Origin of the sequence: Streptomyces sp. NBC_00704, from assembly GCF_036226605.1 — a bacterium.
GTDB lineage: Bacteria > Actinomycetota > Actinomycetes > Streptomycetales > Streptomycetaceae > Streptomyces.
In genome coordinates this window covers 7,833,282-7,858,248 of sequence record NZ_CP109000.1, presented here as the reverse complement: position 1 = coordinate 7,858,248, position 24,967 = coordinate 7,833,282, and the positions used below count along the sequence as shown (strand labels likewise).

Here is a 24,967-nt window from a genome sequence, read left to right as displayed (position 1 = left end):
TGTCCGATTCGGCCGATCGATGCCGAGTGGCCCGGTCACTGGACCACATGGCCCATGGTCCTCGCCGAGGGCCGAGCGCACGCTGGCACTGCACGTTCGAAGCCCGCAAGGGAGGCATGTCATGCTCGCCACTTCCACCCCCGACATGGTGCGCTCGCTGTCCGCCGAACACCGCGAGCGGCTCATGCGCTTCGCCCGCGAGGTCTCCGTCCCCCAGGGAACGCGACTGTTCGAAGAGGGCGAACGCGCCGACCGCTTCTGGATCATCCGCACCGGCATGATCGAACTCGACATGCATGTGCCGGGCCGTCGGGCCGCCGTCATCGAGCGCCTCGGCCACAACGAACTGGTCGGCTGGTCCTGGCTGGTCCCGCCGCACGCCTGGCAGATGGGCGCCGAGGCGATGACACCGGTCCGGGCCTACGAGTTCGACGCCACGGCCGTGCGGGCCATGTGCCACGACGACCCGGCCCTGGGTCACGAGGTCGGTCAGTGGGTGGGCCGCATCCTCGCCCACCGTCTGCGCTCCGCCAGGACCCGCCTCCTCGACCTGTACGCCCCGCACGGCGCCGGCGGCCTCATCTGAGCCGACCGATGCCGACGGACACCGAAGGAGAGGCCATGCACGGCGCCCCGCACATCGTCAGCGATGTCATGACCCCCACGGTCGCCGCCATCGGCCGCGGAGCGGCCTTCAAGGAGATCGTGCAGCTGATGCAGGACCGGAACGTCAGCGCCCTGCCCGTCATCGAGGGCGAGGGCCGGGTCGTCGGTGTCGTCTCCGAAGCGGATCTCCTGCCCAAGGAGGAGTTCCGCGACAGTGACCCCGACCGGTACACCCAGCTGCGCCGTCTGCCCGACCTGGCGAAGGCCGGGGCCGTGACCGCGGGGGAACTCATGACCTCCCCCGCCGTCACCGTGCACCCGGACGCCACGCTCGCCCAGGCTGCCCGGACCATGGCCCGCGCCCGGGTCAAGCGGCTTCCGGTGGTGGACTCCGCGGGCCTGCTGCAAGGCGTCGTCAGCCGGGCCGACCTGCTCAAGGTCTTCCTGCGCACCGACGACGAGATCGCCGAGGAGGTTCGGCGCGAGGTCGTGTCGTACCTCTTCCCCACCCCGGACTCGCGCGTACGCGTGGAGGTACTGGACGGCGTCGTGAACCTCGTCGGCCAGGTCCGGGACACCGCCCTGGTGCCGGTGGCGGCACGGCTGGTCCGCGCGGTGGAAGGGGTCGTGGACGTGGCGTTCGACCTCAACCGGATGCCGCCCTCGCAGGAGTAGGGCCGGTCGGCCCTGGTGCATTCGGCCCCGGCGCGTGATGATCGGACTCACGGGCAGGTAGCAGTCTGTCCTCCACCGGGGAACGAGGGGTCACCATGCCGGAGCAGCCGCGCGCCTTCAGCGAACAGAACCCGATCCGGGTGTTCCTGCTGGACGACCACGAGGTCGTCCGCCGTGGCCTGGCCGACCTCCTCGAGGCCGAACCGGACATCTCGGTGATCGGCGACGCGGGCACCGTCGACCACGCCCTCGCCCGGGGTCCCGCGCTGCGCCCCGACGTCGCCGTCCTCGACGTGCGGCTTCCGGACGGCGACGGCATCTCGGTCTGCCGGGAGCTGCGCAGCCAGATGCCGGAACTGGCCTGTCTGATGCTGACCTCGTTCGACGACGAGGAAGCCCTGCTCGACGCGATCATGGCAGGTGCCTCGGGCTACGTCCTCAAGCAGATCAAGGGCTCCGACCTCGTCTCGGCGGTGCGCACGGTGGCGTCCGGCCAGTCGATGCTGGACCCCGCGACCACCGCCCGCCTGATGCGTTCACTGCGGGCCGACCCGGCCGACACCCCCGCCGTGCCGTCAGAGCTGGCGAGCCTGTCACCGCGCGAGAGGGACATCCTGGCCCTCATCGGCGAGGGGCTCACCAACCGCGAGATCGGCAAGAAGCTCTACCTTTCCGAGAAGACCGTCAAGAACCACATCTCCCGCCTCCTGGCCAAACTGGGCGTGCAACGCCGGGTCCAGGCCGCGGTCATCGTCTCCCACCTGGAGCAGCCGCAGGCGGGCGAACACCGGACCGGGTGACGACGGGAAGTCCCGGCGAAGTCCGGCGGTCGGGCTGGGAGCCCTGCTCTCCGGCACCATGACGGCCGCCGAGCCCGGGGAGAAAGTGAACCCCCCGGGCACGCGGGGCCCATCCACGAGGGCCCGGCATGCCCACCACCGTGACCATGGCGAGCGGCCCGACGAGGCCGACCACACGCCGGCGCGCGCGGAAACGGCGGGCCCCTCCCCCGCAGCGCCGTCATGACGAGGCGGCGCAGGCCGCCGTGGCGGCTGGGACGCCGTGTAGGTGGGACGCCGTGTAGGTGGGACGCCGTGTAGGTGGGACGCCGTGGCGGGCGTGGCGGACGGGATGCCAGAGGGTGTGGAAGAGATCAGTCAGGACCAGGGTCCTGCCTGCCCGGCCGGGCGGACCCTTCCTCGTTCAGCTCCAGTGTGCAGGTCTCGCCCGGAGCGACGGTGACGGCCCGGTCGGGGAGTACGACACGGATGGACGACTCCTCCGAGTCGGGTACGCCGACCCGCAGACGTCCGCTCCGGCGCCGGACGGAAACGCCCCAGTGGCCGCGGTAGCGCAGCGAGAAGCCGTACTCGGAGAGCGCCGGCAGCGGCACCGGGTCGAGCCACAGGGCGCCTTCGCGCGTCTCCAGTCCCGTCAGGCCCCGCTGGACCAGGTCGAGGGTTCCGGCCATGGCTCCGAGATGAATGCCCTCCCCGGTCGTGCCGCCCTGGATGTCGGCGATGTCGGCCTCCAGCGCCTCCTGGATGTACCGCCAGGCGTCGGCTCGTCTGGCCCTGGCGAGGACGAGGCCGTGGACCAGCCCGCTGAGCGTGGAGCCGTGGCTGGTGCGCCGGAGGTAGTAGTCGACGGTCCTGCGCCAGACCTCGTCGTCCAGGTCGTACCCGAGACGCCGGAACAGGCCCCGTAGCTCGGCCGGTGAGAAGAGGTAGCCGAGCATCAGGACGTCGGCCTGCTTCGACGCCTTGTAGCGGTTGACCGTGTCGTTCTCCGCCTCCAGGATCCGGTCCAGTCGCCGGATGTCGTCGTACCGCTCCCGGTAGGCGTCCCAGTCCAGCTCGGCGAGCTCGCCGTAGCCCGCGAACTGGCTGATGACGCCCTCGTGGAACGGCACCGTCAGCCGCCGGGAGACGTCCTCCCACCTCGGGAGCTCATCGCCGTCCAGCCTGATGCGGCCGAGCAGTTCGTCCCTGCGCCACACGGGCAGGCGCCCCACGAGATCCAGGGCGCGCGCGAGGACCCAGGCGGCCATGACGTTGGTGTACGCGTTGTCGTCCAGGCCCGGCAGGGCGGCGCCGGGGTAGGAGTCGTGGTATTCGTCGGGGCCGACGACACCGCGGATGCGGTACCGGCCCGTGGCGGGGTCCTGGACCGCGATATCCGCCCAGAAACGGGCGATCTGCAAGAGCATCTCAGCGCCCTTGGTGTGCAGGAACTCGGCGTCTCCGGTTGCCTCGCAGTACTGCCACACGTTGTAGGCGACGGCCGAGCCCACGTGGTGCTGGAGCCGGGAGTGGTCCGGCAGCCAGCGCCCGGAGCGGGGGTTGAGATGCCGTTCCTGGGTCTCCTCACGGCCGTCGCTGCCGCTCTGCCACGGGTACATCGCGCCACGCCGGCCGACCGCGGCGGCAGACCGGCAGGCCCGTGTCAGACGCCGGTAGCGGTAGTTCAGCAGCTCTCGGGAGACTTCCGGGAAGTGCAGGTTGAGGTAGGGCAGGACGAACAGCTCGTCCCAGAAGACGTGGCCCCGGTACGCCTCGCCGTGCAGTCCCCGGGCCGGGACTCCCACGTCCAGGTCCGCGGTGTGCGGCGACAGCGTCTGCAGGACGTGGAAGAGGTGGAGGCGCAGGACGCGGCCGGCCCTGCCGGGCACCTCGATCTCCGCTCGCCGCCACAGCCGCTCCCAGGCCGCGGCATGACAGCTCAGCAGGGCCGGGAAGTCCCCCGCCGTGGACACCCGGTCGAGCGCTGCCTCGAGCGGGTCGCTGATGGCGGCGTCGCGTGAGGTGTGCAGTGCCACGGTCTTGTCCACGGTCACGGGGCGGCCCGGCACCACCGGGACCGCCAGGCGGTGCACGGCGCGGTGGCGGGCGGTCCCGACCTGCGACGAAGCGGGCGACGGTCCGCCGACGACCGTCCGGGCGGCCAGGGCGACGCCGACGTCCGAGGACCTGGTCCGGCAGGTCAGCCAGATCGTCCGGGGCTCCCGCGCCCCTGTGTGCACGCGGGTGACATGGCGGTTTTCGAGGGCGCGGTACCGGTGCACGTTGCCGTTGATCACTTCGGCGTCGAGGCCGGACTCGATCTCGATCTGGCCGGACCAGTTCTCGGCCGTGAACACCGTCCGCAGGGCTGCCAGATGAGGATCGGCCATGTGCACGATTCGGACCTGCTCGACGCCCAGCACGCGCCCCGCGTCGTCGCGGAACCGGAAGGTGCGCGTCAGCGTGGCCCGGCGCAGGTCCAGAACGTGCCGGTGGCCGGTCGGCCGACGGGTGTCGGGGGCGAACCACGGGCCCGCCGTCCCGTCGGCGGGGCGGAGGCGGAATCTCAGGAGGAGCCAGTTCGGGAGGTTCACCAGGTCCTCGTTGACCACCCGGCGTCCTGCCACGGTCGACTCCAGGCGGTCGTAGACCCCGGCGGCGTAGGTGGCCGGGTAGTGGGTCAGGCCCGCCCGGCACTCGGGCACCGCGCCGCGCGTGGCGAAGTAGCCGTTGCCGAGGGTGCACAGGGCTTCGCGCAACTGCTCGGCGGCGGGGTCGTACCCCTCGTACTCCCACGTCCAGTCCGACATCTCTCGCCTCGCCCTCTCCCCCACAGCGCGGGCTGAGGTTCAGGTGCACTGCGGGACGACGGCCACGGGGCATCACGGGGCGCCGGGGCGGCTCGTCCACGCGTGCGGCCTCGTCGACCGCCCGGTCCGCGGCCTCCAGGCCGGAACGGCCCATCGACACCCACCACCAGCGGGATCTCCCTTCTCCCCACCGCCTTCTTGCCCGAGGCCCGCGAAACCTCCTGTGAATACCGTCGCACCGCCCTGGAGCCGTCGCGACACGTGGGCCAGCTCGTCGTCGGCCGCAGCACCGCCCCTCAGGCGTCCCGATCGCCGTTCGTCCCCGTCGGATCGGCACCGGTGGAGGCCGGTCGGCACATGCGCGTCCTCCGCGCCGGGCGGAGAGTGGAGAGAGGAACGCACGCGAAATCAGGAGACGGAAGCCATGTGGCACCGCGACGGTGGGCGACTTCATGTCCACATCGGTCCCCCGGGTGAACCGGGACACCGGCTTCGAGGAGATCGCCAGGCAACTTGCCGAATACGACATCACCGCCGTACCCGTCTTCGACAGCGAGCGCGGCGTGGGCGCGGTCTCCGAGGCGGACCCGCTGCGCAAGGAGGCCGCACACCTGAACCCCGCCGGCCTGGTGCCGGCGGCCCCGCACGCGAAGCCCCTTCCCGCGAAGAGGCGGAGGCGACGACGACCGAAGGGCTGCTGAACAGCCCCGCCGTGACCGCAAAGGCCCAGTGGACGGCGGTGGAGGCGACGGCCGACTCGACACCCCGCTCCGGGCCGACCCCCTGAGCAAGAATCGGAGTTGATCGCCATGAGCCCTTCGGTCGCCAAGCCCGACAGTCCGGTCCGGGTCACCGCCCGGCTCGACGCACCGCTCTCCCGCTGGCTGTGGCTGGTGAAGTGGATCCTGGTCATTCCGCACTGCGTGGTGCTGTTCTTCCTCTGGATCGCCTTCACCGTCGTCACCGTGATCGCCTTCTTCTCCATCCTGTTCACCGAGCGCTACCCCCGCGCCCTCTTCGACTTCAACCTGGGCGTGCTGCGGTGGAGTTGGCGAGTCGCCTACTACTCCTACGGCGCACTGGCCACCGACCGCTACCCGCCCTTCAGCCTGGGCGAGGAGCCGGACTACCCCGCACGCCTGGACATCGCGTATCCCGAGCGTCTCTCGCGGGGCCTGGTCCTGGTGAAGTGGTGGCTGCTGGCCATCCCGCAGTACATCGTCGTCAGCTTCTTCGTCGGAGGCCGGCACCTCGGCTGGTGGACGGGCGGACTCGTGGACGTGCTCGCCCTGATCGCCGCCGTCGTCCTCGCCTTCACGGAGAAGTACCCGCGGGACCTCTTCGACCTGGTCACGGGCCTGAACCGATGGGTGCTGCGCGTCGCCGCCTACGCCACCCTGATGACGGACGTCTATCCGCCGTTCCGTCTCGACATGGGAGGCGCCGAACCCGACGACCCCCGGCCGCCGCGATGACGCACTGCCGTTCCACCGCACTCTCGCGGCGCGCCTTCACGCCACGCCGCCACCCACGGACCTGACACCCCGACACGTTCCATGGCACGGCATGGCGGCGTGGCACCGCCTATCCCTTCGGGCTTCGCGGGTCGAGGGACGGGTGGGCGACCGTACCCGCGCCTGCCGAAGCCCTCGGCGATTCGAGGACCGAAGTCCTCCGCGAGGACGCGAGGACGCGAGGACGCCGACGCGGTCGGGTGAGGACCGGGTAGACCGGCAGGTGGGCGGAGCGAAGGACCGGGTCGTCGAGGCGGAGGCGCTCGACGAGTTCAAGGGCGTTGAGGGCTTCTCGCAGGACGGGGGCGGCGCCTCCCGGGCCTTGTCGGGGGCGGCGGCCGATGGCGACCTGGCCGCCGTCGTGGCGACGTGGGCCTGTTCGGCGAAGTAGGTGAGGCCTTCGTCCTGGTGGCCGGGGGCGATGCGCGGCAACCGGCCGTTTTCGGCGGTGAGCAAGATGCTGCGGTCACCGAAGGGGGAGATGAGCGCCTGTTCCACCTGCCGCGGCACCGGGTCGCCCTCGTCGTAGGAGGCTGGGGCCCGTGCGACGGCGACAGCGTTGGCGTGGAAGAGGCGCAGGCCGAAGCGTTCGGCGGGTTCGGCGCGTTCAGCGAGGCGGCCGAGGTGGCTGCGGGTGGAGCGAGGATCCTCCCGAGACAGCTCTCCAGACCGATGCCGTCCTTGTGTCCCCGACCGCACCATGGAGACATGAGCGCAGCGACCCTCACCCACGCCCCCGCACGGGGCCGTCCGCCCGGTGCCACGGCCCCGTCGACGTCCGGCAGCCACCGCCACCGCCTCGGCGGCACCCTGCGGGCGATACGCCTCTTGGCGGGCGCCAGGCTGGCGGCAAGACGAAGTCCCTGCTCATGAGCCGAACTGTCCCGGGTCGCTGCCGTGGTCGACGCGTTGAGCCGCGCCCTGTTCTGCCCGCTACGCGCCAGGAGCCCGCGGGGTTCCTCCCGGTGCTCGCGCTGTGCGACCGGGTCGGGGACGGGCGCGGCGACCAACAACGGCCTTGGGTGTAGGGGTGTCGGGGGCGTAGCGGTCGCCTGCCCGGCGGCTCCGGTGTCGACGATCTCACCGCCTCGGCTCACACCTCAGGCCTGCTCACCGTGTCCGGACCAGCGATTTCCGCTCCGCCCACAGGGGGCACCCCGTTCTTCGCCACCGCGTCTGCTGCGATCGCAGTAGGCGCAAGTGTCTGCGAACGGCGAATGACGAGAGGCCGGAGAACTGCGAGCGTGAGAGTGGGCCGTGATCACCGGCCCGGTCGCATGGCATTTTCTGGAAAGGCACGTCGATGTCCCCTCTCGCCCGCTGGTGTCACAGGCACCGGCTCGCCGTCGTCCTGGCCTGGGTGGGCCTGTTGCTCGCCCTGGGGGCCGGGGTCGGCGCCGCCGGCAGCGCCTTCGGCAACAGCCCGACCTCGCAGGACACCGACTCGGCCAGGGCCACGGCCCTGCTGCAGCAGGCCTCCGACAGCGCCGCGGGCAAGAGCGGCCGAGTGGTCTGGCAGGTGGACGGCGGCGAGGTCACCGAGCCCGCCGCCGAGAAGGCGATGACCGGCACGCTCAACGGTATCGCCGACGCACCGGGCGTCGCCGCGGTGACCAGCCCCTACACCCCTGTCGGCAAGGGACAGATCAGCAAGGACGGCAGGACCGCCTACGCGACGGTCGCGTTCGACCAGGACGTCTCGGACGCCCAGATCGACCACGTGGAGGCACTCGCCACCGAACCGGAGACGGGGAGCCTGCACATCGCCCTCAACGGGCAGGCGTTCACCGTCAACCCGGAGCCGAACGCGCTCGCCGACGCCATGGGCATCGTCCTCGCCTTCATCGTGCTGCTCTTCGTCTTCCGGGCTGTCTGGGTGGCGGCGCTCCCCATCATCACGGCCATCATCGGAGTCGGCACCTCCGCGGTCACGGTGATGCTGCTCAGCCACCTCATCACGCTCTCCGACACCACGCTGACCCTCGGCTCACTGATCGGCCTGGGCGTGGGCATCGACTACGCCCTGTTCATCGTCAACCGCCACCGCGCCAACCTGATGTCGGGCATGAGCGTCGCCGAGTCGGTCGCCAAGTCCCTCAACACCTCCGGCCGGGCCGTGGTCTTCGCCGGACTCACCGTCGTCGTCGCGCTGCTCGGCATGCTCACCCTGAACGTGGGCATCATCAACGGCATGGCCATCGGCGCCGCCGTCACCGTGGTGCTGACCGTCCTGGCCGCCATCACCCTGCTGCCGGCGATGCTCGGCCTGATCGGTCCACGCGTCCTCAGCCGCAAGGAGCGCCGCGAGACGGCCGGCGGGACACAGCCGCGTTCCTCGGGCCGCGCCGGGGCGTGGGGCCGGTGGGCCGAGCGGGTGCAGGCCAGGCCCAAGACCCTGGGTCTCGTCGCTCTCGCCGTGCTGACGGCGCTCGCGTTCCCGACGCTCTCCCTGCGCCTCGGCGCGTCCGACGACGGCAACCTGCCCACGTCCTCGACGAACCGTCAGGCGTACGACATGATCGCCGACGGCTTCGGCCCCGGCTTCAACGGCCCGCTCGTCCTGGCCGTCCAGGCACCCACCGCCGCCGACAAGGCAGCCGAGGCGAAGCTGGTCACCGCGCTCGGAAAGGTCGACGGTGTCGCCAGTGCCAACGCCGCGCCCATGAAGGACGGGCAAACCGTCGGAGTGGTCTCCGTCGTCCCGACGACCTCCCCACAGTCCGAAGCCACCTCCGACCTGATCCACCACCTGCGTGACGACGTGATCCCGCAAGCCGAGCAGGGCACGTCGATGAAGGTCTACGTGGGCGGTGTCACCGCGAGCAACGACGACTTCGCGTCGGTCCTGATGGGCAAGCTGCCCTTCTTCGTGCTGGTGATCGCCGCGCTCGGCTTCCTCCTGCTGACCGTCGCCTTCCGCAGCCTGCTCATCCCGGCGGTCGGCGCCGTGCTCAACATCCTCAGCATCGGAGTGGCGTTCGGCGCGATCGTGGTCGTCTTCCAGTACGGCTTCGGCGCCGGACTGCTCGGACTCGGCGCCGGCGGACCGATCGAGTCGTTCGTGCCGATCCTGGTCGTCGGCATCATGTTCGGCCTGTCCATGGACTACCAGGTCTTCCTCGTCAGCCGGATGCGCGAGGAGTGGGCCCACACCGGTGACAGCCACCGCGCGGTCCGGGTCGGGCAGGCCGAGACCGGCAAGGTCATCGCCGTGGCCGCCACCATCATGGTCTGCGTCTTCGGCTCCTTCGTGTTCGGCGGCATGCGGGTGATCTCCGAGTTCGGGGTCAGCCTCGCGGTGGCGGTCGCCGCGGACGCCCTGCTGATCCGCATGATGGTCGTCCCCGCCCTCATGCACCTGTGCGGGAAGGCCAACTGGTGGCTGCCCCGCAGTCTCGACAAGGCACTGCCCAACGTGTCCGTGGAAGGCCCTGCCGACCAGCCGGCGCAGCCGCACGCGGTGCCGGAACGCACCACCGCCGGCCTGGCCAACTGACGGTCGGCACGACGGACCGGCTTCCCGCGCGCGGGTCGGCGAAATACGGGATGACCCCGGGGTCCGCCGGCCTGCGCTCCTTAGAGTGAGGGAATGGAACTGCCCATGGTGTGGCGACAGTGGCTGGCTCGTCATGACCGGATCAGAGACGCGCTGCCCGCCGTTCCGCTGATCGTGATCGCCGTGGCGGCGACCGCCGTCGGCCCGTCCCACTGGCACGAGCCACGGTGGGACGAGGTGGTGTGGACGGCGCTGACGTGCGTGCCGCTGGCCTTCCGGAGTCGCCGGCCCCTGGGCGTCGCCCTCTTCACCCTGGCAGGCGACCTCACACTGATGGCCGTCGCCTCACGCATCTCGCCGACACCGGGGGCGAGTCTCGTCGCCCTGTACACCCTCGCCCTCCTCGGCAACCGGCGCACCGCGTGGATCGTCGGTTCCTTGGCGGCCGTGGCGATCACTGGTGTCTACGCCGCGACCCACGCGCAGTCCGTGGTGGGGGGTCCCGGCCTGCTGCGGTTCGACCTCGCGATCGCGGCCACCGCGCTCGGCCGCACCGTCCTCAACCGCCGCCAGAACCTCGCGGCGGCCAGGGAACGCGTGGAACACGCCGAACGCACGCGGGAGGAAGAAGCCCGGCGCCGGGTCACGGAGGAACGCGTGCGCATCGCGCGCGACCTGCACGACGTGGTCACCCACCACATCACCCTGGTCAACGCCCAGGCTGGGGTGGCCCACCACCTCATGCGCGCCAACCCGGAACAGGCCTACGCGGCGCTGGCCCACATCAAGGACAACAGCCGCGCCGCGCTCGACGAACTGCGCGCCACCGTCGGTCTGCTGCGTCAGCCCGACGACGCGCCCGGCTCGCGTGCCCCCATCGCGACCCTGGCCGATCTCGATGCCCTGGTCAGCGGGTTCCGGGCGAGCGGGATGCCCGTGTCGGTGGCCCGCACCGGCGATCCGTCGCCAATGGCACCCGCGACCGAGCTGACCGCCTACCGGATCATCCAGGAAGCACTCACCAACACGCACAAGCACGCCTCCGCGACCCGGACCGCGGTGGTGCTGGACTACGGGGTGCACGCGCTCCGGATCACCGTCACCGACGACGGGCGGCCAGGCGCGCCCAAGGGCGCGGGAACCGGCCACGGGCTGATCGGGATGCGCGAACGGGCCACCGCCATCGGCGGTACCGTGACCGCTGGGCCGCGGCCCGAGGGGGGCTTCCAGGTCGTCGCCGACCTGCCGCTCTCGCTCGCCCCCGCCGCTGTCTGACCCCACGTGAGAAAAGATCACCCATGGCCATTCGCGTCCTGCTCGCCGACGACCAGGCTCTGCTCCGGGGCACGTTCCGGCTCCTCATCGACGCACAGCCCGACATGGAGGTCGTCGGGGAGGCCTCCAACGGGCGGGAGGCGGTGCGGCTGGCCCGGTCCGAGCGTGCCGATGTCGTGGTCATGGACATCCGGATGCCCGAGCTGGACGGCATCGAGGCCACCCGGCTGATCGCCCAGGACGAGGACCTGGCCGGAGTCAAGGTCCTCGTCCTGACCACCTTCGAGGAGGACGACCTCGTCGTAGAGGCCCTCCGAGCCGGCGCGAGCGGCTTCCTGGGCAAAGGGGTCGAACCGGCGCACCTTCTCGACGCCGTCCGGCTCGTGGCCGCCGGCGAGGCGTTGCTCTCCCCCGCAGCCACCAGGGGCCTCATCGCCCGCGTCCTGGCCCACCCTGCCCCCGGTGACCTCGTCGACCCCCGCAGGCTGGCCACTCTGACTCCCCGGGAACAGGAAGTGCTGACCCTGGTGGGCTCCGGCCTGGCCAACGACGAGATCGCCGAACGCCTCTTCGTCACCCCGGTCACCGTCAAGACCCACGCCAACCGGGCCATGGCCAAGCTCGGCGCCCGCGACCGGGCTCAGCTGGTCGTCATCGCCTACGAGACCGGCTTGGTGCGCGCGGGAGAACGACGGGGCTGAGGTGCGGTGCGGGCATGGCCGACGGCCTGCCCGCACCGCGCGCACGCGGGCCGGTCCGCCGCCGACCACCCGCCCGCCGGCCTCACTTCTGCTGCGCGGCGGCGAGCGCCGCCTCGGCCTTCTTGCGATGGACGGGGAGTTCCCGTAGCGCGTGACGAGGTGCCTGCTGTGGTGTGAGGTCTCAGGACTCGGTTGACACTTGTGACTCATCAGATCCTTGACAGGCTCAAGACTTGCTGGACATGACCGGCAGCCAAGGTGCAAAGCCGGTCGGCTGAGCCGGTGGCAGCGTTGTGGTGGACGAGATCAGGGCCCGTCCGGGTCGTCCGCGTTGGTCCGGAAGCGCGCGAGTTCCAGGAATCTGGGCAGCCCTTGGCCGCGAACCTACGTGCAGGTTGTGATTTCGTCGTCTTGTCGGAGCGGGTTCCGGAGCCTACGGCTGTTCTTCTCGGCCAGCCTGGGCGCGATTCGGCTGGCGGCTCCCGCGACCAGCGGCTGGAGGGGTGCGCGGCCGTAGTCGCTCGCCCTGCGGTCCGAACATGATCAGGTACTCGACCGGACCGCCGGGGCTGGCGTTCGCCACCCCGTGCGGGGTGCGGGTGTCGAACTCGGCGACGTCCCCGGCGGCCAGGACGAGGTCTTGGTCGCCGAGCGCGAGCCACAGCCGCCCGTACAGGACGCACAGCCACTCGTGGCCGTCGTGGGAGACCTGCCGCGGCCGCGCGGGCGGACCCTCGACAGTGGGCAGGACGTGCTTGTGGGCGTGCAGGCCGCCGACGTACCGGGTGAGCGGCACCACCGCCTTGTCGTCGCCGAAGCTCAGCGGCGCCGCGGTGCGCGGCTCGGCCGCGGGGGCGGGTGCGGTGCCGGCCAGCTCGTCCAGGGAGACGCCGTACTCCTTCGCCAGCTGCAGCACCACCTCCAGGGTGGGCTTGCGCCGTCCGGTCTCGATCCGCGACAGCGTGCTCGGCGAGATACCGGTCGCACAGCTGACACCGGTGAGCGTGGCACCGCGGTGCTCGCGTGCGGCCCGCAGCCGGGGCCCCATCGCCGCCAGCGTGTCGGCCACGTCGTCGACTGCCACCGTTCCTGCTCCTTCCGGTCGCGCCAGTCCATCCCCCTGTCCTGCGAGTTTGCCAGAATGGCAACGCTAATCGCGTCGGGCGGCCCTCGCGCCGCATGATCGACGAGCAGCCGCGTCCGCCCCGCGAACCGAGGAGAAGCCCATGCAGTCCGAGCCGTCCGCCGAGCTCCGCCACCGCACCATCGAGTGCCCGGCCGGACGCCTGCACCTGGTCGAGCAGGGGGCCGGCCCGCTGGTTCTGCTCGTGCACGGGTTCCCCGAGTCCTGGTACTCCTGGCGCCGCCAGCTCCCCGCCCTCGCCGCGGCCGGGTACCGGGCGGTGGCGATCGACGTGCGCGGCTACGGCCGCTCTTCCAAGCCGGCGACGACCGACGCCTACCGGATGCTCGACCTGGTGGAGGACAACGTCGCCGTCGTGCGCGCACTCGGCGAGCAGACGGCGGTGGTCGTCGGCCACGACTGGGGCTCCAACATCGCCGCCGCCTCCGCCCTGCTCCACCCCGAGGTCTTCCGCGCCGTCGGCCTGCTGAGCGTCCCCTACGCGCCGCCCGGCGGCCCCCGCCCCACCGACATCTTCGGCCAGATCGGCGGCCCCGAGCAGGAGTTCTACGTCTCCTACTTCCAGGAGCCCGGCCGCGCCGAAGCGGAGATCGAGCCCGACGTCCGGGGCTGGCTCGCCGGCTTCTACGCGGCTCTGTCGGCCGACACCATGCCCGCCCAGGGCGAACCCGACCCGCACTTCGTCGCCCACGGCGGCCGGCTGAGCGACCGCTTCCCCGCCGGCACCCTCCCTGGCTGGCTGGGCGAGGACGACCTCGACGTGTACGCCGGGGAGTTCGAGCGCACCGGCCTGACCGGCGCCCTGAACCGCTACCGCACCATGGACCGCGACTGGGAGGACCTCGCCCCGCACCGCGGTGCCCCGATCAAGCAGCCCTCCCTGTTCATCGGCGGCGCCCTGGACGCCTCCACCACCTGGTTGGCCGACGCCATCGAGGCTTACCCCACCACGCTCCCCGGCCTGTCCGCCTCTCATCTCCTGGACGGCTGTGGCCACTGGATCCAGCAGGAGCGCCCCGAGGAGGTCAACCGTCTGCTGACCGACTGGCTCGCCACCCTCCAGGGCTGAATCAGGCGGGCTACCTGGACCTGTACGAAGCGATCCCCGCCCGGCACCACCGCGAACGCGCTGTACGCGAACTACGCGACGTTGTGGCCGGCTGACGACTACGGCTCCCACAGTGGAAGGGCAAGCCCGGTCCCCTCGCAGTGAAGCACCGGCCGCCACCTGGTGTGTTGCAGACGCCGATGGTGCAAGCAGCGTTCTGGAAGTGCCGGGTGAGGCCGATGGTGTGCTCCGCGTGGATCGGGAGTTCCTGTCGTCTGCCGAGCGTGACGTCCAGCGCGACGTCGGGGGCGGGCGAACTGGGTGTAAGTGAGGCTGACGGTCAGGGTCTGGAGGAACTGGCCGGGGAGGTCGCGTGATGACCCAGAGTCCGCAGCCCAGTGGCGTCGGTCTGGCCCGCGTCGCACTGCGCGCCGCCAAGGCGGCAGCGCAGAAGAACGGCGGCGGCCGTACGGCGCAGCCCAAGCCGCGTACGACCCGGGTGGTCCGGCGCGACGGACGCGAGCCCTGCGCTTTTGGTGTGGTCGGGTAGCGCTGTAGTCGGCCCGTCCGGCCAGGCGGGCGGGCGCGCAGCTGGAGGCCCGCGCAGGAGAGCCTGGTCATCCAGGGGCCGGCCGTCGCTGGACTTCGGGTACCGGCTCGAATCCTTTGAGTTCCAGCTCCTCGACGGCGTCGCCCTCGAGCTTCGTGACGGCCTTGGCCAGTAGCCCCTGTGGTGGCCAGTGCCATGGACCCTCGGCAGTCGCCGGCCGGGACCCGCCATCCGTTCACGTGACCTCTGGGACATCGGCTTCCAGAACGCGCGGACCCCTCGCACGCCGGGCCGGGGCAGAGCGATGCCACCCCAGGGCTCCTGGAACTCCACGGCCCAGAAGCGCTCGCGCCGTCGTCCGACTGCGGAACCGGATCGGCCGGTATCAGCGGCGCGATCCGGTCCCACACTCTCATCAGTGATCGCTTGCCGGACAGGTCCGTCCGATCAACTGACCACCTATTGAAGAGACACGCTCCAGACTCAGCTCTTGATGTCGACAACCTTCAGGTTGGTCGGGTAGCCGCCACCGCAGTTGAGCGTCGCCGCCTTCTCCATACCGCGGGTGCGGTAGCCGGGGTCTCCCTTGTAGGGGCCGTGCGTGCTGCCCGGGCCGGCGCACATGGCCTGGACGTTCCAGGTGCCGCTGCCCGACGTGCAGAAGCCCACGGCCGTGTGGATGTTGGTGTGCGAGACGTACGCCGTGCAGCCGGACGGACCGCCGGGTGCGGCCTGGGCCGCCCCCGTGGCGCCGAGTATCATGCCTGCGGCCAGGAGGCCCGACGCCGACGTGGTGGTTACGAACTTCTTGAGTGTGCTGGTCATGCACCCTCCCCGTTTCGAATGGATCTTCCAACCCGCGCGAAGCTAGTCCAGTACGAGGATGGGCCGCGTCATGCCCAGGGATGACTAAGACAGGGCACCTGATGGTGTACGGCCGTCGCCGCTCGCCGCAACTGTGGCAGTCGACAACTGACGAACAGCCGTCACTACTTCAATGTCCGCGGGTGTTGAGCAGAGCCGGATGGACAGTGCACTCCGTTCTTCACGTCCCTGCATACCTCCCGCGGTGGGAAGTCGTGGCGGGCCGCCATGGAGGCGGATCATCTGGCTCTCCACCAGTGGCGCCGCCGGGATGAGACCGGGCCCAACGTTGAGGGCAGTACCTGGAACCACGAAGTGTCGTGCTCAATCAGTTCTACGCGTGGGCTGTCCGGCAGCGCTACGTCGCGGCGGCCCCGATCCCGCACCGCGCCCAACCGTCCCGCGCCGATGGGGTCGGCTCTCCGGTCCTTCGCCCCGTCCACGGTTCCGGCGACCTATACGCACGACGAGAACGGCGAACGCATCGAGTGGACGCCGCCGGCGACCTGCCGCCTCTGGCCGGACGGGACTTCGGGGCTACGGCCCGGACGGACTGCCCTCGAACCGGTTCCGCGGCCGGTGGGCAGCCCGCAACGCGACCTCGGTGGGTTCCTCCGCTCCGGGCCGCCGGCACGGCGGCCCCGCGCGCCTCTATAGGGCGAGAGCATGTGCGTGCGCTTGGTCGAGCAGGTCTCGCAGCCTTGAGGTGGTGGGTGCGACGGCGGTGGCGAGCAGCGCGGGGCCGCCTGCCAGAGGGGCGAGGACGGCGCATCCGTCCTTGGTGCCTTCGCCGCCGAGCAGGACGGGGTCTTCTCGGACGTCGAGGCGCGGGTCCACGATGAGGAGCTGGCCGACGGCGCGGTACCCGTTCAGGACGGCCGGGCCGTCCCAGCCGGGTTCCGGGGCTCCGTAGGCGGTGTGCTGGTCGAGGAGAGGGCGTCCTGCGCGGTGGACCAGGATCCGGGTGACGAGGTGGCCGGGTTCCTCGCCGGCCCGGCCCAGGAGCTGTTCTTCTCGCAGCACCAGGCGGGAGGTGGCGGCGAGTTCGACGGCGTACGTCTGGCGCAGGTTGCTGCCGGCCGCGCTGATCAGGTGCTGCGGCAGCCAGCGCAGACGGGCGTGCTCTCCGACGGTGAGGCGCACGTCGTAGGTGGCTGCGTCGGTGGTGGGGCCGCGCAGGGCAAGTGTGGCGGCGGCTGTGGTGATCTCCAGTTCGGCCCGGTCCTCGGCGGTGATGTCGAGGGTGAGCCGGTCGCCGCCCAAGGGGGCGCTCATCGCACTGATGATCCCCACGGTGGCGGCGTTGCTGGCGGTGCGCAGGCGCCGCAGGTGGAAGGGGCCGTCGCTGTGCAGTTGCGGGAGGGTGGTGACGCGTCCGTTGTGGACGGCGCGGATGCGGGCCGTGGCCCGTAAGCCGTCGGGGTGCCCGGCGGGCACCCCGACACCGGTCGGGGGCACATCGGGCTCGGACGTTGCCCGGGCGGCGGCGAGTTGGGAAGCAGGGCTCATGCGGCTGCCTCGGCGCGCCATCGGGTGAGGTGGGCGGTGACCCAGTCGGCGACCTCGCGGATTCCGTCGTCGCGGGTGAGGCTGGTGAAGATGACGGGCAGGTCGCCGCGCTGTCGTTTGGCGTCGATGGCCATGGTGTCCAGGTCGGCGCCGACGTGCGGGGCGAGGTCGGTCTTGTTGATGATGAGGAGGTCGGCGGTGGTGATGCCGGGGCCGCCCTTGCGGGGGATGTCGTCGCCGCTGGCTACGTCGATGACGAAGATCTGCACATCGACGAGGCCCCTGGAGAAGGTGGCGGTCAGGTTGTCACCTCCGGACTCGATGAGCACGAGGTCCAGCGGGTGGAGGGTCGCCTCCAGGTGTTCGACGGCTTCAAGGTTGGCGGAGATGTCGTCGCGGATCGCGGTATGGGGGCAGGCGCCGGTCTCCACAGCGGCGATCCGCTCGGGCGGCAGGACGGCTTCGCGCCGCAGGAACTCGGCGTCCTCGCGGGTGTAGATGTCGTTGGTGACGACGGCGATGGGCCAGCGGTCGCGCAGAGTGCGGCACAGCGCGGCGACGGTCGCGGTCTTGCCGGAGCCGACGGGACCGCCCAGGCCGACGCGTAGTGCGCGGCGGCTGCCGTCAGGCCGGCTCGCCGAGACGCTGGGGGTGTGCTGGTGAGGCAGGGAGTGGTCGAGGTGCATGGCAGCTCCGTTCTGTCTTGGTTGTCGGAAGGCTGGTCAGGAGGCGAAGAGTCGGGCGGTCCAGGCGGCGTGCTGCTCGCCGGTGATGTCCAGCAGGGGCGAGGAGGCCGACGGCAGAACATTGAGGCCCTCGGTCAGAGCGTGGGTCGCGGCGTCGGCCGCAGCGTGTGCGACGTCGTCGGTTTCGGGGCCGAGTCGGGCCAGCAGCCCGGAGGCGTCGAGCGGGTCGAGGCTGAGGAGGCGCACCGCCGCGGTGGCCGGGCCGCCGATGCTCTCGTATGCGGCGGCGTAGGCGGCGTCCAGCGGGGTGAGCCCGGCGGCCCGCGCGGCCAGGCCCAGCACGAGGGGCTGGTGGGCGCCCTGGGGACGTGCGGCGGCCAGGTGGTCGAGTGCGTCGGAGGGGAAGGTGGCGCGGGCGGCGCGCATCATCTGTCGGCCGAGCCTGCGGGCGACAATGCGCAGTGCGGGGGCGGGGGTTCGTGCGTCGGCGGCGGCATCGAGCAGCAACGGGTCGTATCCGGCTGCCGCTGCGGCGGCCAGGGCGGCCGTCGTCAGACCGGTGGTGTGCAGGCGCCCGCGGCAGAACGCCTCCAGGCTGTCGGTGTCATGGACGGCCTTGTGGGCGACGGCGGCCTCGACGCCGCCGGAGTGGGCGTGCCCGCCGGCGGGGAGGCGGCCGTCGGCCAGCAGGAGCAGGGCTGCACGGCTCATGGGCGAGCGACTGCCTTTCACAGATCGGATGGCCTTGTGGAGGTCCGGGCAGGCGCCCAGCGTCCGGGCGGGCGCAGGGCCCGCCCGGGCCTGGCCGTCGCGGCGGCGACCGGCGGCCGGGCGAGGTCAGGGTCCGCCCAGGGCCCGGCCGTGGCGGCGGGGGCCGGCGGCCGGGCGAGTGCCGGATTCAGAAGAGGAAGTACCGCTGTGCCAAGGGGACTTCGGTGACGTAGGAGCGCGGCACCGTGGCACCGTTGATTTCGGTGCGGGCGTCGCTGGTGGTCGCACCGCCGATGGTGACCTCGAAGCTGTTGTGGTCGACTTCCAGGCTGTTGGGAACGGTGTCGTTCAGTCTCATGTCGCCCTTCGTGACGTTCCGAGTGCTGGTGATGTCCACGAAGTCCTTGTCGAGACCGAGCCCCGGGTTGCTGCTGGTGCCGTCTCCGTTCAGGTTGTCCGCCACGCCGGGAGCCACGAAGTTCACCGAGTTACGACCCGGGGAGCGGCCGGTGGAGCCCCAGACCGCCCGGGGCAGGTAGGGCTGCGGCGTGGTGATCGACGCGTTGGCGTCACCGACCTGTGCGTAGGCGAGCTGGCCGCCCTTGAGGAGCATGTGCGGTTTGACGCCGAAGAACTTCGGCTCCCACAGCACCAGGTCGGCGAGCTTGCCGGTCTCCACGGATCCGGTGTGACGGTCGATGCCGTGGGTGATCGCGGGATTGATCGTGTACTTGGCGACGTAGCGGCGTGCGCGGAAGTTGTCGTTGGGCTGGAGTTGCTGGTCGTTGAAGGAGTGGCCTGTGTCGTCGGTGATGGTGCGGACCTTCGCGGCTTCGAGGTCTTCCTTCAGGGGGCCGTAGCGGCACTTCATGACGTGGGCGGTCTGCCAGGTACGCATGATCATCTCGCCGATGCGGCCCATCGCCTGGGCGTCGGAGGACATCATCGAGATGGCGCCCATGTCGTGCAGGAGGTCCTCCGCGGCCATGGTGGACGGGCGGATCCGGGAGTCGGCGAAGGCCATGTCCGCCGGGATCTCCGGGTTGAGGTGATGGCACACGATCATCATGTCGACGTGCTCTTTGACCGTGTTCACCGTCAGCGGGCGGGTCGGGTTGGTCGAGGCCGGCAGGACGTTGGGGTCCTTGACCAGCTCGATCATGTCGGGCGCGTGACCGCCGCCGGCGCCCTCCACGTGGAAGATGTGGAGGGAACGCGCCTTCTTCGCCGTGAACTTCCCGTCGGCGTCCCTGGCGTCGCCGGTGAAGGCCGCACGCGTGCTCTCCAGGAAGCCCGACTCGTTCAGTGAGTCGGCATGCAGGGCGAGTTGGACACCGCGCTCTTCACAGACGTCCAGGGCCCGGTCGATCACCGCAGGGGTGGCGCCCCAGTCCTCGTGGACCTTGAAGCCGCAGACACCGGCGTCCACCTGCGCGTTGAGCTCGTGCTTGTTCATCGTGCTGCCCTTGCCGAGCAGGCCGATGTTGACCGGGAACCCGTCCAGCGCCTCGAAGAGGCGCCTGATATGCCACGCGCCCGGGGTCACGGTGGTGGCCGTACTGCCCTCGGCCGGGCCGGTGCCGCCGCCGATCAGGGTGGTCACGCCCGAGGCCAGCGCCTCACGGATCTCCTCGGGGCAGATGAAGTGAACATGGGTGTCCACACCGCCCGCGGTGAGGATCCGCCCGTTGCCGGAGATGACCTCGGTGCTCGGACCGACCACGAAACTCACCGGCGTCACCGCAACCGGCACCGCGTTGCCAGCCGTCGTCCGGTCCGGCGTCTCGAACCTGTTGCTCGGGATCGGATCCATCGTCTCCGGGTTGTACGCCTTGCCGATGGCCGCGATCCTGCCGTCGCGGACGCCGATGTCGGCCTTGACCACGCCCCACCAGTCGAGGATCAGCGCGCCGGTGACGACGGTGTCCACCGGCCTGTGTCCCGTGGCGTCGCCTTTGCTGTTTCTGCCGTCCCTGGCAAGGTGCGACATCCCCATCGACTCGCGGACCACCTTGCCGCCGCCGAAGATCATCTCATTGCCGCTGTACGACGGACCGCCGCTCCAGTCCGCCTCGATCTCCAGCGTCAGGTCGGTGTCGGCGAGGCGGACCCGGTCCCGCGTGGTCGGCCCGTACAAGGCGGTGTACTCCGCCCGCGTCAGCTCATTGCCCGGCTTCGGCCCGCCCTTCCCACACTCCGGCACCTGGCCGCGGCCTTGTTCCTGCGGATGGCTCATCGGACGGTCCCCTCGCGCAGTCCCTGGATTTTGGCGAGATCACCGGTGGCACTGCCGCCAGCGGTGACCTCGCCCTGGATCTGCACCAGTTCCACGCAGCACTCGTCGCCCGGTTCGAAACGCACGGACGTGCCCGCGGCGATGTTGAGCCGCCGGCCCCTCGCCGCGTCACAGTTCCACAGACTGCGGTCCCGGGGGACGACCTGACCGGCGGGGACCTCGACACTGACGACCTTCAGCCCCGGGTTGACCTCGGCGAAGTGGTAGTGGGAGCCGACCTGGACGGGACGGTCCGACTCGTTCCTCACCCTGATCTTCGTCTTGCCCGGCCCCGGCAAAGTGGTCGCCTCCGTCTGGAGACTGACGCCCTGCGTGTCCCCGTCGAGGTGCACGTTGAAGCGGATCGCGTCGTACCGGCGGGCCATCTCCTCGTCCTCGTCGCAGCCCGGGGACGCGTCGCCTCTGTCGCCGCAGTCGACCGGCCCCTGCGACGTGCGGGGCGGCCGGGGGTGCTCCACCTTGCCCGGACAGACGCCGGACCCCTCTGCCGCGGCCTCCGGGATGGGGTCGTGGATGGTGACCAGCTTCGTACCGTCCGGGAACGTCGCCTCCACCTGAACGTTCCTGATCATCTCCGGGACGCCGTCCATCACCTCAGCCCGGCTGATCAGATGCCGGCCCGAGTCCATGACGTCGCTGACCGTCTTCCCGGCACGCGCCTGCTCGAAGACGTGCACCGTCAACAGCGCCATCGCCTCTGGATAGTTCAAAAGCAGCCCCAAATCGCGGCGCCGCTGCGCCACATCGGCAGCCACATGGATCAGCAGCCGCTCCTGCTCATGCGGAGTCAAATGCACGAGGACTCGTTTCTCTCGTTCGGATCGTGCGCGCGTCCGGACACAGCCCGCTCACGCACAACCTCCCCGGACGGCACGGGCGCTCTACGAGCATCAGCGGGCAAAGGGGCGGCGAAACGATTAACCGGCGGCTGCTCCACACCATCTGGTGAATTCACAGAGCACGCCGTTTTGCCCCCACGAGAAGGGAAAGGCCCCGGCGGAGCCGCGTCAGCGTCCACGGGACGGACACCGGCAAGAAGCCTGGCCGAGAAGCGTCATCACATGACTGGGCAGGACAAAAGGCGCCTTGAGGCTGCGCTTTCACGCGGGAGTGGGGTGTGCGGTGAGCCAGTCCTGGAGTTCGCGGTGCCGGAACTGGTAGGCCACGCCGGAGATCCGCAGATGTCCTGCCTCGTAAGCCCAGTTCAGGAAAGTGCCGAGGCGCCAGGGCAATCCGCCCCGGATACAGAGCAGGAAGACCAGGTAGCGGCGGCCGGCCCCAGCGAGCCAATACAGCCCGAACGCGAGCCCGTTTGCTGGCCCGCCTCCCGGCCGGTCGGCGGGCCCGAGCCCGACCGCGATCCCGCCAGCGAGCCCGAACGCGAGACCGCCAACCGGCCCGACCACGCGCGTCGCCACGAGCTCTGGCGAGAGGTCCCCGAAAGGGCCGCCGCCAAAAGCCCTTCAGCATGAATCGTGCCGGTTCAATGGCTCCGCCTGCCTGACCGGCGCTACGAGTTCGCCGGGCGGCTCCTGGCCCGTTCCGTGGAGGAATACTGCGGCAGCCGGCGCGGCGGTGCGGGGAGTGCTGCACCGCAAGGCCGCAGAGCTCGGCGCGCAGTTGGGCGAGCCGGACGGCACAGACCCTGTTCGGTCTGCTGGAAGAGTACGGGTTCGGTTGGGTCCTGCCGCCTGATCATCACTGCCGACAGGACCGGACCTCCCCGACGTCAGCGGCGCGTGCTGCCCCTGACTGCGGGGATGCGACCAGCCCCGCCGCGCTGGTGCAGTTCGATGGCCAGCGGTGTGGCGGTGAACATCGACGAATAGGTGCCCACCACGAGGCCGATGAGGAGGGCGAGAGCGAAGTCGGTCAGGGTGTCACCGCCGAGGACGGCGAGTGCGGTGAGGATGAAGACGGCGCCCATGCCGGTGTTGACGGTGCGGGGCAGGGTCTGCAGGAGTGCCTGGTTGGCGACGCGGGCGAAGGGCGCCTTGCGGTCACGCCGGCCCAGTTCCCTGATCCGGTCGAAGACGACGACGGAGTCGTTGACGGAGTAGCCGATGACGGTCAGCAGCGCGGCCAGGAAGACCCCGTCGACGGGCTTGCCGAGCCAGGCGAAGATGCCGACGAGGATCACGACGTCATGGGCGAGGGCGGCGACAGCGGAGGTGCCCAGCAGCCAGCGGAAGCGTGCCGCGAGATAGATGAGCTGGGCGCCGAGGGCGACGACGAGGGCGATGAGAGCGCCGTGGCGCAGTTCTTTGCCGAGGCTGGGCCCGATGGCTTCGTCGCGTATTTTGTCGGCTCGTGGCGCCAGGTCGGTGACGGTGTCGGTGATGGCCGCCGCTTGGGTGTTGCTCAGGTGCTGGGTGCGGACGGTGAGCTGGTTGTCGCCCGAGGTCTGGACGACGGCCCGGGGGAACCCGGCGTCGGCGAGCGCGCTGCGGGCCCGGTCGGCGTCGACGGGGGTCGTCGTGGTGTATTCGATGAGGCGGCCACCGGTGAATTCGACGCCGAAGTCGAGGCCGCGCACGGCGATCCCGGCGGCGGCCAGGACGAGGGCGGCGGCCGAGGTGGCCAGCCATCGGCGCGGGTGGCGCAGAAGGTTCGGTCTGCTGCGGCTGAGGCGGTCGCGGACGGTGCCGGTGTGGGCGATGCCGGTGAGGTGGGGGCGGCGGCGCAAGGCGGGGCGGGCGACCGCGTAGTCGGCCAGGGCACGGGTGATGACCAGGGCGCTGACCATGGAGGCGAGGACGCCGATGCCCAGCGTGACGCCGAACCCGCGCACGGGCCCGGAGGCGAGGAAGAACAGCAGGCCGGCGCCGATCAAGGTGGTGATGTTGGAGTCGGCGATCGCGCTGAATGCCCGGCGGAATCCGGCGGTCAGGGACGACCGCGGGGTGGGGCGGTGGCGGGAGGCGTACTCCTCGCGTGCGCGTTCGAAGACGAGCACGTTGGCGTCGACCGCCATGCCGATGGCCAGCACGAAACCGGCGAGGCCCGGCAGGGTGAGGGTGGCGCCGAGGGCGGCGAGGGCGGCGTAGGAGATGAGGCCGTAGCAGGCCAGGGCCGCGGTCGCCAGAGCGCCCAGGATCCGGTAGACGGCGATGATGAACAACGACGTCAAAGCCGTGCCGACGACAGCGGCCCAGGCGCTGGCCGTAATGGCCTGCGCGCCCAGGGTGGGGCCGACGGTGCGCTGTTCGACGGTGTCGACCGGCACCGGCAGGGCGCCGCCGTTGATGAGCAGGGCCAGTTCCTTGGCCTCGCTGTCGTCGAAGGTTCCCGTGATCTGGGTGGAGCCGCCGCTGATGCCGGAACGACAGGCGACGGACGGGTCGACCTGCGGCGAAGAGATGATCTTGTCGTCCAGGACGATGGCGACCCGGCGGGCCGGATCCCCGGGCGCGTGGCAGGCGGCCTCGCCGGTCAGGCGGGCCCACCCCTTTTCGCCCGATCCCCTGAAGTCGACGGTGACGTGCCATCCGGCGGCGCCCTGCTGGTCGAAGCGGGCGGCTGCCTTCTCGACGTCCTTGCCGGTCAGTGAAGCTGCTTGAAGGCGAAGGTACTGGCCGGATTCGTCGGCCACCACCTGCTCGCGCGGCCGTTTGTGAAGTGGATCCGATACGTCGTCGGCGCCGGCTGCCGTGCCGAGGACCTGGTGGAAGGTGAGCTGAGCGGTGCGGCCGAGCACCTCGGCCGCCTTGCGGGGATCCTGCAGGCCGGGCAGCTCGACGACGATCCGGTCGCTGCCGGAGCGGGCGATGGTGGGTTCGGCGACACCGAGCGCGTCGATACGGCCGCGCAGCACCTCCACCGTGCGGTCCGTGGCCTCGCCGTCGGCGTCGGCGGCGGGGCGGGTTTCCAGCACGATCTGGGTGCCGCCCCGCAGATCGAGTCCGAGGTGGACGGGCACGGTGAGGGCGACGTACAGGGACAGGGCGACCGCAGCGAGGGCGATCAGCCCTCTGATGTGCGGGGATCGGTTCACAGCGGGCCTCCGGCAGGCACACCGCGGCCAGGACAGTGGCCGCGGCCGAGAAGGGAGAAGAGGTGAAGGTTCAGATGCCGGAGAGCGCAGGTGGTGCCCTCACCCCGTATCGGTGTGCCGGTTGCTCCGATGCGGGCGGGCCTATCGCCGGGGGCGGGGGCAGTGCGAGCCGGAACGGGTTGGCCCCCGTGCCTGGCAACGCAGCCGGGGTGGAGACCGGCGGAGCATGACGCTGGCCGGCGCCGTCCCGATGGCTTCGAACGGAGACGGTGAAGACGGCAGGGTCCGCTCTGTCTGCGTACAGCT

The 24,967-nt window shown here is 70.9% G+C and carries 20 protein-coding genes and 2 pseudogenes; 10 read left to right on the top strand and 12 right to left on the bottom strand.

What is annotated here, in order from left to right; all coding sequences use genetic code 11:
• The first annotated feature begins 121 nt into the window (after positions 1-121).
• The 3 genes from OG802_RS34145 to OG802_RS34135 all read left to right on the top strand — a co-directional run bounded on the left by OG802_RS34145 (position 122) and on the right by OG802_RS34135 (position 2,081).
• Positions 122-586, top strand: a complete 465-nt coding sequence (locus OG802_RS34145; RefSeq protein ID WP_329416725.1) for a Crp/Fnr family transcriptional regulator — start codon at positions 122-124, stop codon at positions 584-586.
• A 35-nt stretch (positions 587-621) separates the two neighbouring features.
• Entirely contained in the window at positions 622-1,281 is a 660-nt protein-coding gene (locus OG802_RS34140; protein ID WP_329416723.1) for a CBS domain-containing protein, read from the top strand.
• Between the two features lie 95 nt (positions 1,282-1,376).
• Positions 1,377-2,081: a response regulator transcription factor gene (locus tag OG802_RS34135; protein WP_329416721.1), complete on the top strand. Its 705-nt coding sequence runs from the start codon at positions 1,377-1,379 to the stop codon at positions 2,079-2,081.
• A gap of 353 nt (positions 2,082-2,434) precedes the next feature.
• On the opposite strand, the gene OG802_RS34130 is transcribed toward OG802_RS34135, so the two are convergent.
• Positions 2,435-4,873, bottom strand: a complete 2,439-nt coding sequence (locus OG802_RS34130) for a glycoside hydrolase family 65 protein (protein WP_329416720.1) — start codon at positions 4,871-4,873, stop codon at positions 2,435-2,437.
• A gap of 452 nt (positions 4,874-5,325) precedes the next feature.
• Between OG802_RS34130 and OG802_RS34125 the strand changes: the two genes are divergently transcribed.
• Positions 5,326-5,574 carry a CBS domain-containing protein gene (locus OG802_RS34125; RefSeq protein ID WP_329416719.1) on the top strand — a complete coding sequence of 83 codons (249 nt, stop codon included), beginning with the start codon at positions 5,326-5,328 and terminating at the stop codon, positions 5,572-5,574.
• Between the two features lie 108 nt (positions 5,575-5,682).
• Positions 5,683-6,348, top strand: coding sequence for a DUF4389 domain-containing protein (locus tag OG802_RS34120; protein ID WP_329416718.1), 666 nt, complete (start codon positions 5,683-5,685; stop codon positions 6,346-6,348).
• 226 nt (positions 6,349-6,574) lie between these two features.
• On the opposite strand, the pseudogene OG802_RS34115 reads toward OG802_RS34120, so the two are convergent.
• A pseudogene (locus OG802_RS34115) lies at positions 6,575-7,020 on the bottom strand (PucR family transcriptional regulator); the annotation flags it as partial.
• A 670-nt stretch (positions 7,021-7,690) separates the two neighbouring features.
• On the opposite strand from OG802_RS34115, the gene OG802_RS34110 reads away from it, so the two are divergent.
• The 3 genes from OG802_RS34110 (at position 7,691) to OG802_RS34100 (ending at position 11,859) form a co-directional block, all read left to right on the top strand.
• The gene (locus tag OG802_RS34110) at positions 7,691-9,883 is read left to right on the top strand and encodes an MMPL family transporter (RefSeq protein ID WP_329416717.1); all 2,193 of its coding nucleotides are present in this window, start codon (positions 7,691-7,693) and stop codon (positions 9,881-9,883) included.
• A 93-nt stretch (positions 9,884-9,976) separates the two neighbouring features.
• Positions 9,977-11,158, top strand: coding sequence for a sensor histidine kinase (locus OG802_RS34105; protein WP_329416715.1), 1,182 nt, complete (start codon positions 9,977-9,979; stop codon positions 11,156-11,158).
• A 23-nt stretch (positions 11,159-11,181) separates the two neighbouring features.
• Positions 11,182-11,859 carry a response regulator transcription factor gene (locus OG802_RS34100; protein ID WP_329416714.1) on the top strand — a complete coding sequence of 226 codons (678 nt, stop codon included), beginning with the start codon at positions 11,182-11,184 and terminating at the stop codon, positions 11,857-11,859.
• Positions 11,860-12,292: 433 nt separating this feature from the next.
• Here OG802_RS34100 and OG802_RS34095 read toward each other — a convergent pair whose 3' ends face one another.
• Complete coding sequence (locus OG802_RS34095) at positions 12,293-12,943, bottom strand: helix-turn-helix domain-containing protein (protein ID WP_329416713.1); 651 nt, start codon at positions 12,941-12,943, stop codon at positions 12,293-12,295.
• Between the two features lie 142 nt (positions 12,944-13,085).
• On the opposite strand from OG802_RS34095, the gene OG802_RS34090 reads away from it, so the two are divergent.
• Together OG802_RS34090 and OG802_RS34085 are read left to right on the top strand one after the other, a co-directional pair.
• Complete coding sequence (locus OG802_RS34090) at positions 13,086-14,072, top strand: alpha/beta fold hydrolase (RefSeq protein ID WP_329416712.1); 987 nt, start codon at positions 13,086-13,088, stop codon at positions 14,070-14,072.
• Positions 14,073-14,427: 355 nt separating this feature from the next.
• A complete protein-coding gene (locus OG802_RS34085) occupies positions 14,428-14,601 on the top strand; it encodes a hypothetical protein (protein ID WP_329416711.1) in 174 nt (57 codons plus the stop codon).
• Between the two features lie 483 nt (positions 14,602-15,084).
• On the opposite strand, the gene OG802_RS34080 is transcribed toward OG802_RS34085, so the two are convergent.
• The 9 genes and pseudogenes from OG802_RS34080 to secD form a co-directional block, all read right to left on the bottom strand.
• Positions 15,085-15,426: a hypothetical protein gene (locus OG802_RS34080; protein ID WP_329416710.1), complete on the bottom strand. Its 342-nt coding sequence runs from the start codon at positions 15,424-15,426 to the stop codon at positions 15,085-15,087.
• Positions 15,427-16,116: 690 nt separating this feature from the next.
• Positions 16,117-16,974, bottom strand: coding sequence for an urease accessory protein UreD (locus OG802_RS34075; protein WP_329416709.1), 858 nt, complete (start codon positions 16,972-16,974; stop codon positions 16,117-16,119).
• Positions 16,971-17,660, bottom strand: a complete 690-nt coding sequence (ureG, locus tag OG802_RS34070) for an urease accessory protein UreG (protein ID WP_329416708.1) — start codon at positions 17,658-17,660, stop codon at positions 16,971-16,973. Before ureG ends, OG802_RS34075 begins: the two co-directional genes overlap by 4 nt.
• A gap of 36 nt (positions 17,661-17,696) precedes the next feature.
• Complete coding sequence (locus tag OG802_RS34065; protein ID WP_329416706.1) at positions 17,697-18,371, bottom strand: urease accessory protein UreF; 675 nt, start codon at positions 18,369-18,371, stop codon at positions 17,697-17,699.
• Between the two features lie 187 nt (positions 18,372-18,558).
• Positions 18,559-20,607 (bottom strand): urease subunit alpha, encoded by a 2,049-nt coding sequence (locus OG802_RS34060; protein WP_329416705.1) that lies wholly within the window; start codon positions 20,605-20,607, stop codon positions 18,559-18,561.
• Complete coding sequence (locus tag OG802_RS34055; protein WP_329417624.1) at positions 20,604-21,032, bottom strand: urease subunit beta; 429 nt, start codon at positions 21,030-21,032, stop codon at positions 20,604-20,606. Before OG802_RS34055 ends, OG802_RS34060 begins: the two co-directional genes overlap by 4 nt.
• A gap of 135 nt (positions 21,033-21,167) precedes the next feature.
• Positions 21,168-21,464 (bottom strand): annotated as a pseudogene (locus OG802_RS34050) (urease subunit gamma); the annotation flags it as partial.
• A 303-nt stretch (positions 21,465-21,767) separates the two neighbouring features.
• Entirely contained in the window at positions 21,768-22,085 is a 318-nt protein-coding gene (locus tag OG802_RS34045; RefSeq protein WP_329416704.1) for a hypothetical protein, read from the bottom strand.
• A 311-nt stretch (positions 22,086-22,396) separates the two neighbouring features.
• On the bottom strand, positions 22,397-24,661 hold the full coding sequence (secD, locus tag OG802_RS34040; protein ID WP_329416703.1) for a protein translocase subunit SecD: 2,265 nt from the start codon (positions 24,659-24,661) through the stop codon (positions 22,397-22,399).
• Between the last annotated feature and the right edge of the window lie 306 nt (positions 24,662-24,967).